The organism is Klebsiella sp. F11 (assembly GCF_056712265.1).
Genome location: NZ_CM160060.1, coordinates 2,300,029 through 2,315,536 on the forward strand (window position 1 = coordinate 2,300,029; position 15,508 = coordinate 2,315,536).

General features: G+C 57.7%; 16 protein-coding genes. 9 read left to right on the plus strand and 7 right to left on the minus strand.

What is annotated here, in order from left to right:
- The first annotated feature begins 4 nt into the window (after nt 1-4).
- The 3 genes from AC1M2H_RS11380 (at nt 5) to rnd (ending at nt 3,706) form a co-directional block, all read left to right on the plus strand.
- A complete protein-coding gene (locus AC1M2H_RS11380) occupies nt 5-604 on the plus strand; it encodes a Slp family lipoprotein (RefSeq protein WP_480151423.1) in 600 nt (199 codons plus the stop codon).
- A gap of 219 nt (nt 605-823) precedes the next feature.
- The gene (fadD, locus tag AC1M2H_RS11385; RefSeq protein WP_480151424.1) at nt 824-2,509 is read left to right on the plus strand and encodes a long-chain-fatty-acid--CoA ligase FadD; all 1,686 of its coding nucleotides are present in this window, start codon (nt 824-826) and stop codon (nt 2,507-2,509) included.
- A gap of 81 nt (nt 2,510-2,590) precedes the next feature.
- Nucleotides 2,591-3,706 carry a ribonuclease D gene (rnd, locus tag AC1M2H_RS11390; RefSeq protein ID WP_480151911.1) on the plus strand — a complete coding sequence of 372 codons (1,116 nt, stop codon included), beginning with the start codon at nt 2,591-2,593 and terminating at the stop codon, nt 3,704-3,706.
- 83 nt (nt 3,707-3,789) lie between these two features.
- On the opposite strand, the gene minE is transcribed toward rnd, so the two are convergent.
- From minE to minC, 3 genes are read right to left on the minus strand one after another with little or no spacing between them, the layout of a single operon-like run.
- The gene (gene minE / locus AC1M2H_RS11395; RefSeq protein WP_002910902.1) at nt 3,790-4,059 is read right to left on the minus strand and encodes a cell division topological specificity factor MinE; all 270 of its coding nucleotides are present in this window, start codon (nt 4,057-4,059) and stop codon (nt 3,790-3,792) included.
- Between the two features lie 3 nt (nt 4,060-4,062).
- The gene (gene minD, locus AC1M2H_RS11400; protein ID WP_480151425.1) at nt 4,063-4,875 is read right to left on the minus strand and encodes a septum site-determining protein MinD; all 813 of its coding nucleotides are present in this window, start codon (nt 4,873-4,875) and stop codon (nt 4,063-4,065) included.
- 23 nt (nt 4,876-4,898) lie between these two features.
- On the minus strand, nt 4,899-5,597 hold the full coding sequence (minC, locus tag AC1M2H_RS11405) for a septum site-determining protein MinC (protein WP_480151912.1): 699 nt from the start codon (nt 5,595-5,597) through the stop codon (nt 4,899-4,901).
- A gap of 126 nt (nt 5,598-5,723) precedes the next feature.
- Here minC and AC1M2H_RS11410 point away from each other — a divergent pair, with 126 nt between their 5' ends.
- The 3 genes from AC1M2H_RS11410 (at nt 5,724) to AC1M2H_RS11420 (ending at nt 7,294) form a co-directional block, all read left to right on the plus strand.
- Nucleotides 5,724-6,002, plus strand: coding sequence for a YcgL domain-containing protein (locus tag AC1M2H_RS11410; protein ID WP_480151426.1), 279 nt, complete (start codon nt 5,724-5,726; stop codon nt 6,000-6,002).
- A 92-nt stretch (nt 6,003-6,094) separates the two neighbouring features.
- On the plus strand, nt 6,095-6,754 hold the full coding sequence (locus AC1M2H_RS11415) for a fumarylacetoacetate hydrolase family protein (RefSeq protein ID WP_480151427.1): 660 nt from the start codon (nt 6,095-6,097) through the stop codon (nt 6,752-6,754).
- 93 nt (nt 6,755-6,847) lie between these two features.
- Nucleotides 6,848-7,294 carry a YcgN family cysteine cluster protein gene (locus AC1M2H_RS11420; RefSeq protein WP_426814369.1) on the plus strand — a complete coding sequence of 149 codons (447 nt, stop codon included), beginning with the start codon at nt 6,848-6,850 and terminating at the stop codon, nt 7,292-7,294.
- A gap of 89 nt (nt 7,295-7,383) precedes the next feature.
- On the opposite strand, the gene AC1M2H_RS11425 is transcribed toward AC1M2H_RS11420, so the two are convergent.
- The 3 genes from AC1M2H_RS11425 to nhaB all read right to left on the minus strand — a co-directional run bounded on the left by AC1M2H_RS11425 (nt 7,384) and on the right by nhaB (nt 10,209).
- Nucleotides 7,384-7,728: a TehB family protein gene (locus tag AC1M2H_RS11425; RefSeq protein WP_041146175.1), complete on the minus strand. Its 345-nt coding sequence runs from the start codon at nt 7,726-7,728 to the stop codon at nt 7,384-7,386.
- Between the two features lie 272 nt (nt 7,729-8,000).
- Entirely contained in the window at nt 8,001-8,531 is a 531-nt protein-coding gene (gene dsbB / locus AC1M2H_RS11430) for a disulfide bond formation protein DsbB (RefSeq protein WP_480151428.1), read from the minus strand.
- Nucleotides 8,532-8,652: 121 nt separating this feature from the next.
- Nucleotides 8,653-10,209 carry a sodium/proton antiporter NhaB gene (gene nhaB, locus AC1M2H_RS11435; RefSeq protein WP_480151429.1) on the minus strand — a complete coding sequence of 519 codons (1,557 nt, stop codon included), beginning with the start codon at nt 10,207-10,209 and terminating at the stop codon, nt 8,653-8,655.
- Nucleotides 10,210-10,449: 240 nt separating this feature from the next.
- Between nhaB and fadR the strand changes: the two genes are divergently transcribed.
- Nucleotides 10,450-11,169: a fatty acid metabolism transcriptional regulator FadR gene (fadR, locus tag AC1M2H_RS11440; RefSeq protein ID WP_480151430.1), complete on the plus strand. Its 720-nt coding sequence runs from the start codon at nt 10,450-10,452 to the stop codon at nt 11,167-11,169.
- Nucleotides 11,170-11,243: 74 nt separating this feature from the next.
- On the opposite strand, the gene AC1M2H_RS11445 is transcribed toward fadR, so the two are convergent.
- On the minus strand, nt 11,244-12,776 hold the full coding sequence (locus AC1M2H_RS11445) for a SpoVR family protein (protein ID WP_464415330.1): 1,533 nt from the start codon (nt 12,774-12,776) through the stop codon (nt 11,244-11,246).
- A 321-nt stretch (nt 12,777-13,097) separates the two neighbouring features.
- Here AC1M2H_RS11445 and AC1M2H_RS11450 point away from each other — a divergent pair, with 321 nt between their 5' ends.
- Nucleotides 13,098-14,396 carry a D-amino acid dehydrogenase gene (locus tag AC1M2H_RS11450; protein ID WP_480151431.1) on the plus strand — a complete coding sequence of 433 codons (1,299 nt, stop codon included), beginning with the start codon at nt 13,098-13,100 and terminating at the stop codon, nt 14,394-14,396.
- Between the two features lie 9 nt (nt 14,397-14,405).
- A complete protein-coding gene (gene dadX, locus AC1M2H_RS11455) occupies nt 14,406-15,476 on the plus strand; it encodes a catabolic alanine racemase DadX (protein WP_480151432.1) in 1,071 nt (356 codons plus the stop codon).
- Nucleotides 15,477-15,508: the final 32 nt, after the last annotated feature.

Genomic DNA, 15,508 nt, shown 5'->3' on the forward strand with positions numbered 1-15,508 from the left:
CATCATGGCGGGTCAAACTAAAAAAGTAGTGCGTTGGCTGTTGGCGGGGGCCGTTGCCGCCGCGTTAAGCGGCTGTGTTTCGGTGCCGGATGCCATCAAGGGCTCAACCCCGACGCCGCAGCAGGATTTAGTGCAGGTGATGGCCGCACCGCAGCTGTACGTTGGCCAGGAAGCTCGCTTTGGCGGCAAAGTAGTCAACATCATGAATCAGCAGGGCAAAACCCGCTTAGAAATCGCCACGGTGCCGCTGGATAGCGCCGCCCGGCCGGAACTGGGCGAGCCCTCGCGCGGGCGTATCTTCGCCGACGTTAACGGCTTCCTCGAACCGGTCGACTTCCGCGGCCAGCTGGTGACGGTGGTTGGCCCGATTACCGGCACCGTCGACGGTAAGGTCGGCGGCACGCCGTACAAGTTTATGCAGATGAACGTCATCGGCTACAAGCGCTGGAACGTTGTGCAGCAGGTGGTTATGCCGCCGCAGCCGATTGACCCGTGGATTTACGGCCCGCGTCGCTGGGGCTATGGCCCATCCCCGTGGGGCTACGGCGGCTGGGGTTGGTATAACCCGGGCCCGGCGGAAGTCAGGAGCGTGGTAACCGAATGATTTTGCGGTTTTTATAAGCTATTTGTAAGCTAAAAGAAACAGCGGCCAGTCCGCTGTTTCTTCATTTTTGGTCTGATAAGAAAAATAAATAGTGACGCGCTTCGCAACCTGCAAAACGCCTAATTAATAAACTGGTACGCTGAGTTAATATAATGTTAACAAAATGTTTGTTGATCAGGGGCTGTGATGACGACGAATAACTATTTCAGAGGTGATGCAGTGAAAAAGGTTTGGCTAAACCGTTATCCCGCCGATGTTCCTGCGGAGATAAACCCTGACCGCTATCAATCCCTGGTGGAACTGTTTGAACACGCCGCCGCGCGCTATGCCGACCAGCCGGCGTTTATCAACATGGGCGAGGTGATGACCTACCGTAAGCTGGAGGAGCGCAGCCGCGCCTTTGCCGCTTACCTTCAGCAGGGCCTGGGGCTGCAAAAGGGCGACCGCGTGGCGCTGATGATGCCCAACCTGCTGCAGTACCCCATTGCGCTGTTCGGGATTCTGCGCGCCGGGATGATCGTCGTTAACGTCAACCCGCTGTATACGCCGCGCGAGCTCGAGCATCAGCTCAACGACAGCGGCGCCGCGGCGATTGTGATCGTCTCAAACTTTGCCCATACCCTGGAGAAGGTGGTCGATAAAACCCAGGTCCGTCACGTTATCCTGACGCGCATGGGCGATCAGCTGTCGACGGCGAAAGGCACCCTGGTTAACTTCGTCGTCAAATATATCAAGCGGCTGGTGCCAAAATATCATCTGCCCGACGCCCTCTCGTTTCGCAGCGCGCTGCAGCAAGGCTACCGGATGCAGTACGTCAAGCCGGAAATCGTCTGTGAAGATCTGGCGTTCCTGCAGTACACCGGCGGTACCACCGGCGTGGCGAAAGGGGCCATGCTGACCCATCGCAATATGCTGGCCAACCTTGAACAGGTCAACGCTACCTACGGGCCGCTGCTGCACCGGGGCAAAGAGCTGGTGGTGACGGCTTTACCGCTGTACCACATTTTTGCGCTGACCATGAACTGCCTGCTGTTTATTGAACTTGGCGGACAGAACCTGCTGATTACTAATCCGCGGGATATTCCGGGGCTGGTGAAGGAGCTGGCTAAATATCCGTTTACCGCGATGACCGGGGTCAATACCCTGTTTAACGCGCTGCTAAATAACAAAGAGTTTCAGCAGCTCGACTTCTCCACGCTGCACCTCTCTGCCGGCGGCGGGATGCCGGTCCAGCAGGTTGTGGCCGAGCGCTGGGTGAAGCTCACCGGACAGTATCTGCTGGAGGGCTACGGCCTGACCGAGTGCGCGCCGCTGGTTAGCGTTAACCCCCACGATATTGACTACCACAGCGGAAGCATCGGGCTGCCCGTGCCGTCGACCGAGGCGAAGCTGGTGGACGATGATGATAACGAAGTCGCGCCGGGCCAACCGGGCGAGCTGTGCGTGAAAGGCCCGCAGGTGATGCTCGGCTACTGGCAGCGCCCGGACGCCACCGCGGAGATCATCAAAGACGGCTGGCTGCACACCGGCGATATTGCGGTGATGGACGACGATGGCTTCCTGCGGATTGTCGATCGTAAAAAAGATATGATTCTGGTCTCCGGGTTTAACGTCTACCCCAACGAAATTGAAGACGTGGTGATGCAGCACTCCGGGGTTCAGGAAGTAGCGGCGGTCGGCGTACCGTCCGGCAGCAGCGGCGAAGCGGTGAAGATTTTTGTCGTCAAGAAAGAGGCCTCGCTGACCGAAGAGGCGCTGATCGCCTTCTGCCGTCGCCAGCTGACGGGCTATAAGGTTCCCAAGCTGGTTGAGTTTCGTGATGAGCTGCCAAAATCGAACGTCGGAAAAATTTTACGGCGAGAACTTCGTGACGAAGCTCGTGCTAAAGTAGACAATAAAGCCTGAGCTAAGAGTGAATCGCCAGACGCCGGCCAAGCCGGCGTTTTTTATGGGCGCCAGTTAAGAGAGCATGATTTGAACTATCAGATGATTACCACCAACGACGGTCTTCGCGCCGTCTGTGAAGCGGCAAGCGCGGCAGCGGCGGTTGCGCTGGATACGGAATTTGTCCGCACCCGCACCTATTATCCGCAGCTGGGACTGCTGCAGCTGTTTGACGGCGAGCAGGTTTCGCTCATCGATCCGCTGGAAATCACCGATTGGGCACCGATGCGTGAACTGCTGCTGAATCACAGCGTCACCAAATACCTGCATGCCGGCAGCGAAGATCTGGAAGTGTTCCTCAACACCTTTAGCCTGATGCCGCAGCCGCTGATTGATACCCAAATTCTGGCGGCCTTCTGCGGTCGCCCGATGTCATGGGGCTTTGCCTCGATGGTCGAGGAGTACTCCGGAGTGGCGCTGGATAAGAGCGAATCGCGTACCGACTGGCTGGCCCGTCCGCTGACCGAGCGTCAGTGCGACTACGCCGCGGCGGACGTCTGGTATCTGCTGCCCATCGCCAGCAGGCTGATGGCCGAAACGGAGGCGGCCGGCTGGCTGCCCGCGGCGCTGGACGAGTGCCGCCTGATGCAGCAGCGCCGCCAGGAGGTGCAGGATCCTGCGCAGGCGTGGCGCGATATCGGCAACGCCTGGCAACTGCGTACCCGCCAGCTCGGCTGCCTGCAGCTGCTGGCGGAGTGGCGCCTGCGCAAAGCGCGCGATCGCGACATGGCGGTCAATTTTGTCGTGCGTGAAGAGCATCTGTGGAGCGTGGCGCGCTATATGCCCGGCAGCCTCGGCGAGCTCGATAGCCTCGGGCTGTCGGGCAGCGAAATTCGCTTCCACGGCAAGACGCTGATAAGCCTGGTGGCGAAAGCGCAGGAGCTGCCGGAAGAGGCGTTGCCTGAACCGCTGCAAAACCTGATCGATATGCCGGGATACCGCAAGGTGTTTAAAGAGATTAAAGCGCTGGTGCAGGAGGTGAGCAGCGAAACGGGGCTGAGCGCCGAGCTGCTGGCGTCGAGAAGGCAGATTAACCAGCTGCTGAACTGGCACTGGCAGCTGAAGAGCGGAAATGCGCTGCCGGAGCTGATTTCCGGCTGGCGTAGCGAGCTGATGGCCGATCGCCTGCGGGCGCTGTTAAGCGAATATCCGCGCTAGGCAACGGCAAATAGCCCGGAGGGCATCTCCGGGCTATGCCGCAAACTGGCCCGATAGCGCAAGGCTATCGGGAGGAGGCTGCGTCAGGATTTCGACTCTTCCGTTTCTGGTAAAGTCACGTTCAACTCCAGAATCGAAATATCACCGTCTCGCTGCTCCAGCTGCACGCTGACCATTTCCGGGTCGATCTGCACATACTTACAGATCACTTCCAGAATATCTTTTCGTAGCTGCGGCAGGTAATGCGGTTCAGCATCGCCGCGACGTCGCTCCGCAACGATGATTTGCAGGCGCTCTTTCGCAATGTTGGCCGTGTTCTTTTTCCGCGAGAGAAAAAAGTCGAGTAATGCCATAATTTATCCTCCGAACAGGCGTTTGAGGAAACCTTTCTTCTCTTCTTCAATGAAGCGGAAAGGACGTTCTTCTCCGAGCAGACGTTCGACGGTATCGGCATAGGCCTTACCGGCGTCCGATGAGTCATCCAGAATAACCGGTTCACCCTGGTTCGACGCGCGCAGCACGGACTGATCTTCCGGGATCACGCCTACCAGATTGATACGCAGGATTTCCAGCACGTCTTCCATACTCAGCATGTCGCCTTTATTGACGCGACCTGGGTTGTAGCGGGTCAGCAGCAGATGCTCTTTAATCGGCTCTTCGCCATTTTCCGCGCGGCGGGATTTGGACGCAAGAATACCGAGGATGCGGTCGGAGTCACGAACGGAGGAGACTTCCGGGTTAGTGGTGATGATGGCTTCGTCAGCGAAGTACAGCGCCATCAGCGCACCGGTTTCGATGCCCGCAGGTGAATCGCAGACAACAAAATCGAAATCCATTTTTTTCAGTTCTTCAAGAACCTTGTCTACGCCTTCGCGGGTCAGCGCGTCTTTATCACGCGTCTGGGAAGCGGGGAGGATGTAGAGGTTTTCGGTGCGCTTATCTTTGATTAGCGCCTGATTCAGCGTGGCGTCACCCTGAATAACGTTAACGAAGTCATAAACCACCCGGCGCTCGCAGCCCATGATCAGATCGAGGTTACGCAGGCCAATGTCGAAGTCGATAACGACGGTCTTCTTCCCCTTCTGGGCCAAGCCAGTAGCGATGGCCGCGCTGGAGGTGGTCTTGCCAACGCCCCCTTTACCCGAAGTCACAACAATAATGCGTGCCATAGAAATTCCTTGTTAAAAAGGGACTAACTCAACGGTTGAATAGTCAAAGCGTTATCGCCCAGACGCAGACGCGCCGCTTTGCCATAAAATTCGGCCGGGATATTATCACTCAGCCAGTATTCCCCAGCGATGGACACCAGCTCCGCCGTGAGGTGCGAACAAAATATTTGCGCTTCCCTGTCGCCGCCTGCGCCCGCGAGTGCGCGACCGCGCATCATGCCATATACATGGATATTACCGTCGGCGATAAGTTCCGCGCCGGCACTCACATGATTTGTAACAATTAGATCACAGTTTGGCGCATAAATGCGCTGACCGGAACGTACCGGCTGGTCAATCAAACGCGTTTTTGTGATCTGATTAACAACTGGCGGGGCGACGACCGGTTCCGGCGGCGCCTGACGGGGCATTTTTTCTTTCCCTTCCGTCAGTAAAGGGATCCCGGTGCGGTCGATTTCCGTTTTCAGCCGCGGGGCTTTGCAGCCGCTTACGCCGATAACGCGTAAACCGGTGGCGGCGATAGCCTCCTGCATGGCGCGCCAGTCGACGACGTTCTCGATGCTGCTAATATTCACAACCACCGGAGCGTGACGTAAAAAAGCGGGAGCCTGGGCGATTTTGTCTTCTAACGCCTGACGAATAACCTCGGGATTTGCGTCGTGCAAATGAACGACAGATAAGGTGAAGCTACTGCCCTTAAGTTCGATTGGCGTATTTGACATCCTGGCCTTACTCAATTTGCTGTTTATCACCCGCCGAAGTGCGGTGATATTCCGAAGACTAAAAGGCATGTTATAGTCACTCATATATTGAGGCAAGTGACCACGAGTTTAATTCCGGGTAAAACTATGTTTTGTGTGATCTATCGAAGTACTAAACGTGAGCAAACCTATTTATATGTCGAAAAAAAGGACGATTTCTCACGCGTGCCCCCTGAATTAATGAGCAGCTTCGGCACGCCGAAAATGACCATGCTGCTGCCGCTCGACGGGCGTAAAAAACTGGTCGGCGCTGACCTGGAAAAAGTCAAACAGGCATTGAGCGATCAGGGCTATTATCTGCAGCTTCCGCCACCGTCTGAGAATTTACTCAAGAAACACCTGGCGGAACAGGGGAATAATCCTTAAAAAATTCAGACTGCCGGCAGGGGAACGTCGTTCGCGCCGGGGCGGCCTGAAGGAAAAGGGTATCACTGTGATTCACCCACTAAGGGGAAATAATGTACCAACATCATAACTGGCAGGGAGCATTACTGGATTTTCCGGTAAGCAAGGTCGTTTGCGTGGGCAGCAACTATGCAAACCACATCAAGGAAATGGGCAGTGCGACGCCGGAAGAACCGGTGCTGTTTATTAAACCTGAGACGGCGTTATGCGATATCCGTCAGCCGTTGGTGTTTCCCGAGGGGCTGGGATCGGTGCATCACGAAGTGGAACTGGCGGTGCTGATTGGCAGCACGCTGCGCCAGGCGACCGAAGAGCACGTGCTTAAGGCGATCGCGGGCTACGGCGTGGCGCTGGATCTGACCCTGCGCGACCTGCAGGGCAAAATGAAAAAAGCCGGCCAGCCGTGGGAGAAAGCTAAGGGGTTCGACAACTCCTGCCCGATCTCCGGTTTTATCCCCGCAGCCGAGTTCCACGGCGACCCGCAGAACACCGCGCTGAGCCTGAAGGTGAACGGCGCCGTCCGCCAGCAGGGCACCACCGCCGATATGATCCATAAAATCGTGCCGCTGATTGCCTATATGTCGCGCTTCTTTACCCTGAAGGCCGGCGACGTAGTGCTGACCGGCACTCCGGAAGGCGTCGGCCCGCTGAACAGCGGCGACGAGCTGGAAGTTGGCTTTAACGGTTTCTCCCTGTCGACCCGCGTGCTGTAACGTCCTATTGCCGCCTTCAGAGGCGGCAAAACTTGCATCGGCGTGCCAGACTGGTTATAAGGTGCACCCTGAATTGCAATGACGGACATCCCTATGAGCGAACAACCCTTCTGGCAACACAAAACGCTGGAGCAAATGGCCGATGCGGAGTGGGAATCACTGTGCGACGGCTGCGGACAGTGCTGCCTGCATAAGCTGATGGATGAGGATACTGACGAAATCTATTTTACTAACGTCGCCTGCCGTCAGTTAAATATTAAAACCTGCCAGTGTCGCAACTATGAACGGCGCTTCGAGTATGAGCCGGACTGCATTAAGCTGACGCGAGACAACCTGCCGACCTTTGAGTGGCTGCCGCCAACCTGCGCCTATCGTCTGCTGGCGGAGGGCAAGCCGCTGCCGCACTGGCATCCGCTGCTGACCGGGTCGAAGGCGGCGATGCACGGGGAGCGTATTTCCGTACGTCATATTGCGGTGAAAGAGTCCACCGTTAACGACTGGCAGGACCATATCCTCAACAAGCCTGACTGGGCGCAGTAGCGCTCCCGGCCCGCGGAGCTAAGCACAACCGCTAAAACAGAAAACCCGCCATCGGCGGGTTTTCTGTTATCGGCCATCGGTAGGCGGGATTACGACTTTTTGCTGTGGAATAGCCCATTTTCGCCGTCGGCGTCATCCTCAACCCAGAAGTTGATATTGAACTGGGCATCGTCGCTCAATTCGATGCGATGCCAGTACTGAGGCGGGCTGGTTGCAAACTGCCCGGCGTTAATCACCACTTTGACCTCCGGCTCCGTCGCCTGCTCGTCGGCAAAGCCGTAATAAGTCACGGTACCTTCCATCACGCAGAGCTGGCCGAAAACGGCGGCGGCGGTGTTGTGGTGGGTGAGCAGGGCGGCAGGGACGTTCTCTTTGGTGAAGAAGGGGGTGGAGCGCTTAACTTTCCAGTTAGCCGGAATACGCAGGTGGGACATCTTGAGCTCCTTAGCGGACAAAAATAAGATGTATTTAATATGAAACTTATGGGGTCTGACGTCAACTCGCGGGAGAGAAAAAACGCCCCAAAGGCGCTGTACCGGCGACCGCTGCGCTCACCGAACGTCGGGCAGAAGCAGCGGCCTCGCCGGACCTTTTCATCGCCGAATCTTCGGCATCGTGGAGAACGATAGGAGATGAGGCAAAAAAAACCTGCCAGCGGTTTCTCTGACAGGTTTTACTCTAGCGCCGCGGGTTTAGCGCGACGGGCTTAGCGGCCGAACAGATCGCGTTTTTTCGGTTTGAACGGCTGCGCAATCAGAACCAGCAGCGCCACAACCAGATAGGCGGCAAAGATCCCCACCAGCCACTGCGGCATCTCCAGCGTCAGGAACTCCCACTGGCGCACGGAACAGTCGCCGCTGGCCACGAACATCTGCGGCAACCACTTATCCAGCGGCAGCCACGTTGGAAAACGGGCGGCAAAATCGCAGGTCTGGAACGGAGAAGGGTGAAGCTGAATCATGGTATGTTCCCATGCCAGCTGTAGCCCCCGCAGCGCGCTGTAGAGCCAGATAACCAGCGCCACGTAGCGCAGCGGCGTTTTCGGGGCGATGGCGCCGACAATACCGGCCGCCATAATGCCCAGGAGCGCGCAGCGTTCGTAAATACACATGACGCAGGGCTGCAGCAACATAACGTGCTGGAACCACAGCGCAACCAGCTCAAGAGCGAAAGCGGTGAAGGCCATCAGGAGCCAGGCTCCGCGTCCTCTCGAGCACTGGTTTAAATATCGCAACATAGTCTTTTCCCTGAAATATGCTAAATCATGGCAGTGTAAACGAAAACCGAACTGACGCCAGCAGCTAGTCCGAAAATATTACGTAAAAATATTGCACATTCGGCGGCGGATCCCGGATGCGTCAGGATGAGGGAAGCTGCGGCGTCACAAGCCAGCCGTGTTCGAGCATCCACTGCGTCGCCGGTATCAGCGTGAACTCAACGCACAGCAGCCCGACGAGGGTCATCACGATGGTGTAAGGCAGCGCCATCCACACCATCCGGCCGTAGGAGAGGCGAATCAGCGGCGCCAGCGCGGAGGTCAGCAGGAACAGGAACGCCGCCTGCCCGTTAGGCGTGGCGACCGAAGGCAGGTTGGTGCCAGTATTGATTGCGACCGCCAGCAGCTCAAACTGCGGCAGGCTGATGGTGCCCTGCTGGAGCGCCGTTTTGGCCTCGTTGATATAGACCGTACCGACGAAGACGTTATCGGAAATGGATGACAGCAGGCCGTTAAACAAATAGAACAGCGACAGCTGGGCGTGCGGCGACGACTGCAGCACGAACCGGATCAGCGGGGAGAACAGGTGCTGGTCGATAATTACCGCGACCACGGCGAAAAAGACCGTCAGCAGGGCGGCGAACGGCAGCGCCTCGGTAAAGGCTTTACCAATCGCGTGTTCGTCGGTCACGCCGGAGAAGGTTGTCGCCAGGACGATCACCGATAAACCGATCAGGCCGACTTCCGCAAGATGCAGCGCCAGCGCGGTAATCAGCCAGATGCCGATAATCCCCTGCGCGATAAGCCGCAGGCGATCCTGACGGCTGCGCTGCTGCCGGCTGCGATCGTCATAATCCTGTAAAACCTTACGCACCTCGGGCGGCAGCGGGGCGCCAAAGCCGAACAGCCTGAACTTCTCCACCAGCAGGCAGGTGAGCAGGCCGCAAACGATAACCGGCAGCGTTACCGGCGCCATGCGCAAGAAGAACTCGCCAAAGTGCCATCCGGCGGCTTTGGCGATAATCAGGTTTTGCGGTTCGCCGACCATGGTCATCACCCCGCCCAGCGCGGTACCCACGCCCGCATGCATCATCAGGCTACGCAAAAAGCTGCGGAACTGCTCCAGCACGTCGCGATAATGCTGGTCGATACGGCTATCGTCCAGCAGATCGGCATCCTCGGGGCGCGCGGAGGCCGCGCGATGATAAATACCGTAGAATCCTACCGCGACGCTAATCACTACGGCCACCACGGTAAGCGCATCGAGGAAGGCGGAGAGGAACCCCGCCGCCAGGCAGAAGGCCAGCGACAGCAGCGTTTTGCTGCGGATACCCAGCAGCAGGCGGGTAAAGATAAACAGCAGCAGCTGCTTCATAAAGGAGATCCCGGCCACCATAAATATCAGCAGCAGGAGCACTTCGAGGTTGCCGGCGATCTCATCGCGAATATGCTCCGCGCTGGTCATGCCGATAAATACCGCCTCCATGGCCAGCAGGCCGCCGGGCAGCAGCGGATAGCATTTGAGCGCCATCCCCAGGGTAAAAATAAACTCAACAACCAGCAGCCAGCCGGCGATAAACGGATTGAGGAAAAATACCAGCGGGTTAATGATTAAGAAGGCGATTAAGGTGAGCTTATACCAGTCCGCAGACTGGCCAAGAAAATTGCGCCACAGGGCGCGGGCATAAGAGATTTCCACGACAGACAACCTTCCCCGTCAAATATTGATATGATTTTACGTATAACGATGGGCAAGCCTACCAGTTGAGTAAAAAGGGAAGCAACCGACTTCGCGCCCGCCCGGCAGCCTGAAGCAGGATGAGCAAAATCAGAAAATGAAACGGCGATCCCCTTTTAATTGCCTCCTGGCGCTATCTGCCCTATGGCGGCTCTGGTATGATGAGTAGAATTTGCAACGCTGTGTAATGGAAATCTTACTATGGTCATTAAGGCGCAGAGCCCTGCGGGTTTCGCGGAAGAGTACATTATTGAAAGTATATGGAATAGCCGCTTTCCCCCAGGCACTATTCTCCCCGCCGAACGTGAGCTTTCTGAACTTATTGGTGTGACCCGTACGACCTTACGCGAAGTTCTGCAGCGTCTGGCCCGTGACGGCTGGTTAACCATACAGCACGGCAAACCGACGAAGGTGAACAACTTCTGGGAAACGTCGGGTCTGAATATTCTCGAAACGCTGGCGCGCCTCGATCACGACAGCGTCCCGCAGCTGATCGATAACCTGCTGTCGGTGCGCACCAATATCTCCACGATCTTTATCCGCACGGCCTTTCGCCAGCATCCTGAAAACGCCCTGCAGGTTCTCGCCGCGGCGCGCGAGGTGGAAGATCACGCCGATGCGTTCGCCGATCTCGACTACGGTATTTTCCGCGGCCTGGCGTTTGCCTCCGGCAACCCGATCTACGGCCTGATCCTCAACGGCATGAAGGGCCTCTATACCCGCATCGGCCGCCACTATTTTGCCAATCCGGAAGCGCGCAGCCTGGCGCTGGGCTTCTATCACCAGCTGGCCAAAGTCTGTGAAGAGGGGCAGCACGAGCAGGTTTATGAGATCGTCCGCCGCTACGGGCATGAGAGCGGTGAAATCTGGCATCGTATGCAGAAAACCCTGCCGGGTGATTTAGTCATCGGTATGCGCTAAGTCCCGCGCTAAGATCAAAAACGCCCGGCTATCGTGCCGGGCGTTTTGCTTTGTACACTTCACCGTCGCGCGATTTACAGCGCGTTTTGCCGCGGCGGGCTGCGCTCCAGCAGTTCGATGCTGCCATCGGCGTTCTGCTGCTCGAGCAGGATGTCGAATCCCCACAGGCGGTGCACGTGCTTAAGCACCTCGCGACGCCCCTTATCCAGCGGCACGCGGTTATGCGGCACGTAGCGCAGCGTCAGCGAGCGGTCGCCGCGCAGGTCGACGTTCCACACCTGAATATTCGGCTCCAGGTTGCTCAGGTTGTACTGGGCGGAAAGCCTGGCGCGAATCTCCCGATACCCCTCTTCGTTATGGATGGCGGAAATCTCCAGGTAGTTATGATGGTCGTCATCGAGCACCGTAAAGAAGCGGAAATCACGCATAATTTTCGGCGACAGGAACTGGCTGATAAAGCTCTCATCCTTGAAGTCGCGCATGGCAAAATGCAGCGTCTCCAGCCAGTCAGAGCCGGCGATGTCCGGGAACCAGTATTTGTCCTCTTCGGTCGGCGACTGACAAATGCGCTTAATATCCTGGAACATGGCAAAGCCCAGCGCGTAGGGGTTGATCCCGTTGTACCACTGGCTGTTGTAGGGCGGCTGGTAGATGACGTTGGTGTGGCTGTGCAGAAACTCCAGCATAAAGCGTTCCGTCACTTTCCCTTCATCGTACAGGTGGTTGAGGATCGTATAGTGCCAGAACGTCGCCCAGCCCTCGTTCATTACCTGGGTCTGCTTCTGCGGATAGAAATACTGGCTCACCTTACGCACGATGCGCAGGATTTCGCGCTGCCATGGCTCCAGCAACGGGGCATTCTTCTCCATAAAGTAGAGCAGGTTCTCCTGCGGCTCAGAAGGGTAGCGGCGCGCGGTTTCGATCGCTTTCTCCTCTTCCCGCTTGGGCAGGGTGCGCCACAGCATATTCACCTGGCTTTGCAGATACTCTTCCCGGCTTTTCTGCCGCGCCTTCTCCTCCTGCAGGGAAATTTTCTGCGGACGCTTATAGCGGTCGACGCCGTAATTCATCAGCGCGTGACAGGAGTCGAGCAGCTTCTCCACCTCATCAACGCCGTAGCGTTCCTCGCACTCGGTGATGTATTTGCGGGCGAAGATCAGGTAGTCGATGATCGAGCTGGCATCGGTCCAGCTGCGGAACAGGTAGTTATTCTTGAAAAAGGAGTTGTGCCCGTAGCAGGCGTGGGCCATCACCAGCGCCTGCATGGTAATGGTATTCTCCTCCATCAGATAGGCGATGCAGGGGTTCGAGTTGATAACAATTTCATAGGCCAGTCCCTGCTGGCCGTGCTTATACGCCTGTTCGGTCTCGATAAATTTCTTACCAAACGACCAGTGCGGGTAGTTGATAGGCATACCGACGCTGGAGTAGGCATCCATCATCTGCTCGGAAGTAATGACTTCGATCTGATGCGGATAGGTGTCGAGACGATACAGCTTAGCTACCCGGTCAACCTCGGCGAGGTAGGTTTCCAGCAGTTCAAAAGTCCAGTCGGGTCCATCGCTTAAACGAGTCGTGTCCCTGTTCATGGAATCAATCGTAGCCATTAGCGCGCCCTCATTGTCGGTGACTCTCTCTATACGGAGAGCCTCCCAATAAGCATAGAACACGACCTCGCAAACTGCGCCTGCGGACAATTTCTTTTCTTCGCGATTTAGCAATCTTAAAGGCCTGATTTGTCCTTTATTGTGGAATTTTATTCTGAGGAAAAATGAAGCGCAGCAGGAGATAGTAAATCTACCGGGTCAGTGCTGGTACGGTTTGCTGTGAGATAAGTCACCATAAATAAAGCGTATGTTGAATAATATTTTCAACTGAGTTATCAATTTGTAATCAGATGATTGTTCTTTAACTATTACGGAGTCGCTATGCGAGTCGTCATACTGGGAAGTGGGGTGGTTGGGGTAGCTAGTGCGTGGTATTTGAGTCAGGCAGGGCATGAGGTGACGGTTATCGATCGTCAGCCGGGGCCAGCGGAAGAGACCAGCGCCGCCAACGCCGGACAAATTTCTCCGGGCTATGCCGCCCCCTGGGCCGCGCCCGGCGTGCCGCTGAAGGCCATCAAGTGGATGTTCCAGCGCCACGCGCCGCTGGCGATCGGTCTTGACGGCACGCAGTTCCAGCTCAAATGGATGTGGCAGATGCTGCGCAACTGCGACACCCGCCACTATATGGAAAACAAAGGCCGCATGGTGCGTCTGGCGGAGTACAGCCGCGACTGCCTGAAGGCGCTGCGCGAAAGCACCGGCATCCAGTATGAGGGACGCCAGGGCGGGACGCTGCAGCTCTTCCGTACCGAAAAACAGTATGAGAACGCCACCCGCGATATCGCGGTGCTGCAGGATGCCGGCGTGCCCTATCAGCTGCTGGAGGCAAAGCGCCTGCTGGAAGTCGAACCGGCATTAGCCGAGGTGAGCCACAAGCTGACCGGCGGCCTGCGTTTGCCGAACGATGAAACCGGCGACTGCCAGCTGTTTACCACACGCCTGGCGGCGATGGCGGAGCAGGCGGGCGTCACCTTCCGCTTTAATACCTCGGTTGACGCCCTGCTGTACGAAGGCGAGCAGATCGCCGGCGTGAAGTGCGGCGATGAAATTGTCAAAGCCGATGCCTACGTCATGGCCTTCGGCTCCTACTCGACGGCGATGCTGAAAGGGCTGGTGGACATCCCGGTCTACCCGCTGAAGGGCTACTCGCTGACGATTCCGATCGCCGAGGAGGACGGGGCGCCGGTATCGACTATCCTTGATGAGACATACAAAATTGCGATTACCCGCTTTGACCAGCGGATCCGCGTCGGGGGGATGGCGGAGATCGTCGGCTTTAATAAAGAGCTGCTGCAGCCGCGTCGCGAAACGCTGGAGATGGTGGTGCGCGATCTGTTCCCGCGCGGCGGCCACGTCGAGCAGGCCACCTTCTGGACCGGCCTACGTCCGATGACCCCGGACGGCACGCCGGTTGTCGGCCGCACGCCGTATAAAAACCTGTGGCTGAACACCGGGCACGGCACCCTCGGCTGGACCATGGCCTGCGGCTCGGGGCAGCTTTTGAGCGATTTAATTTCGGGTCGCACTCCGGCTATTCCGTACGACGATCTTGCCGTCGCCCGCTATAGCCCGGGCTTCACTCCGGCGCGTGCTCAGCACCTGCACGGCGTTCACAACTAAGGAGTCTTCATGTCCCGTCCGGTACTGGCCAGCATCGATTTGTCGGCCCTGCGGCAAAATTTACAGATTGTCCGGCGCGCGGCTCCGGGCTCGCGGCTGTGGGCGGTGGTGAAAGCCAACGCCTACGGTCACGGCCTGGCGCGGGTCTGGAACGCGCTGAGCGGCGCAGACGGTTTTGCGCTGCTGAATCTTGAAGAGGCGATCCTCCTGCGCGAGCAGGGCTGGAAAGGGCCGATTCTGCTGCTTGAGGGTTTTTTCCACGCCGACGAGCTGGCGCTGTTTGATAAGTATCGCCTGACCACCAGCGTGCACAGCAACTGGCAAATCAAGGCGCTGCAGCAGGCGAAGCTGCACGCGCCGCTGGATATCTACGTTAAGGTCAACAGCGGAATGAACCGGCTGGGCTTTATGCCGGAGCGCGTCCATACCGTCTGGCAGCAGCTGCGGGCGCTGGGCAACGTCAGCGAGATGACGCTGATGTCGCACTTCGCCGACGCGGAAAACCCGCAGGGGATCGTTGAGCCGATGCGCCGCATCGAGCAGGCGGCAGAAGGGCTGGCGTGCTCGCGCTCGCTGGCGAACTCGGCGGCGACCCTCTGGCACCCGGAAGCGCATTTTGACTGGGTAAGGCCGGGGATCGTGCTGTACGGCGCGTCGCCGTCCGGCCAGTGGCAGGATATCGCCAACAGCGGCCTCAAGCCGGTTATGACCCTCAGCAGCGAGATTATCGCCGTGCAGAACCTCAAGCCGGGCGAGGCGGTGGGCTACGGCGGCCTCTATCGGGCGTCAGAAGAGCAGCGGATTGGCATCGTGGCCTGCGGCTACGCCGACGGCTATCCGCGCATCGCGCCGGCGGGAACGCCGGTGCTGGTTGACGGCGTGCGCACCACGCTGGTGGGGCGCGTCTCGATGGATATGCTGGCGGTAGACTTAACGCCCTGCCCGCAGGCCGGGATCGGCGCGCCGGTCGAACTGTGGGGCAAAGAGGTTAAAATCGACGACGTTGCCGCCGCCAGCGGTACCGTTGGCTATGAGCTGATGTGCGCCCTGGCGCCGCGCGTGCCTGTTGTGACCGTGTAACTTTTAGTGAGGCGGATCACTCCGCCTCATCT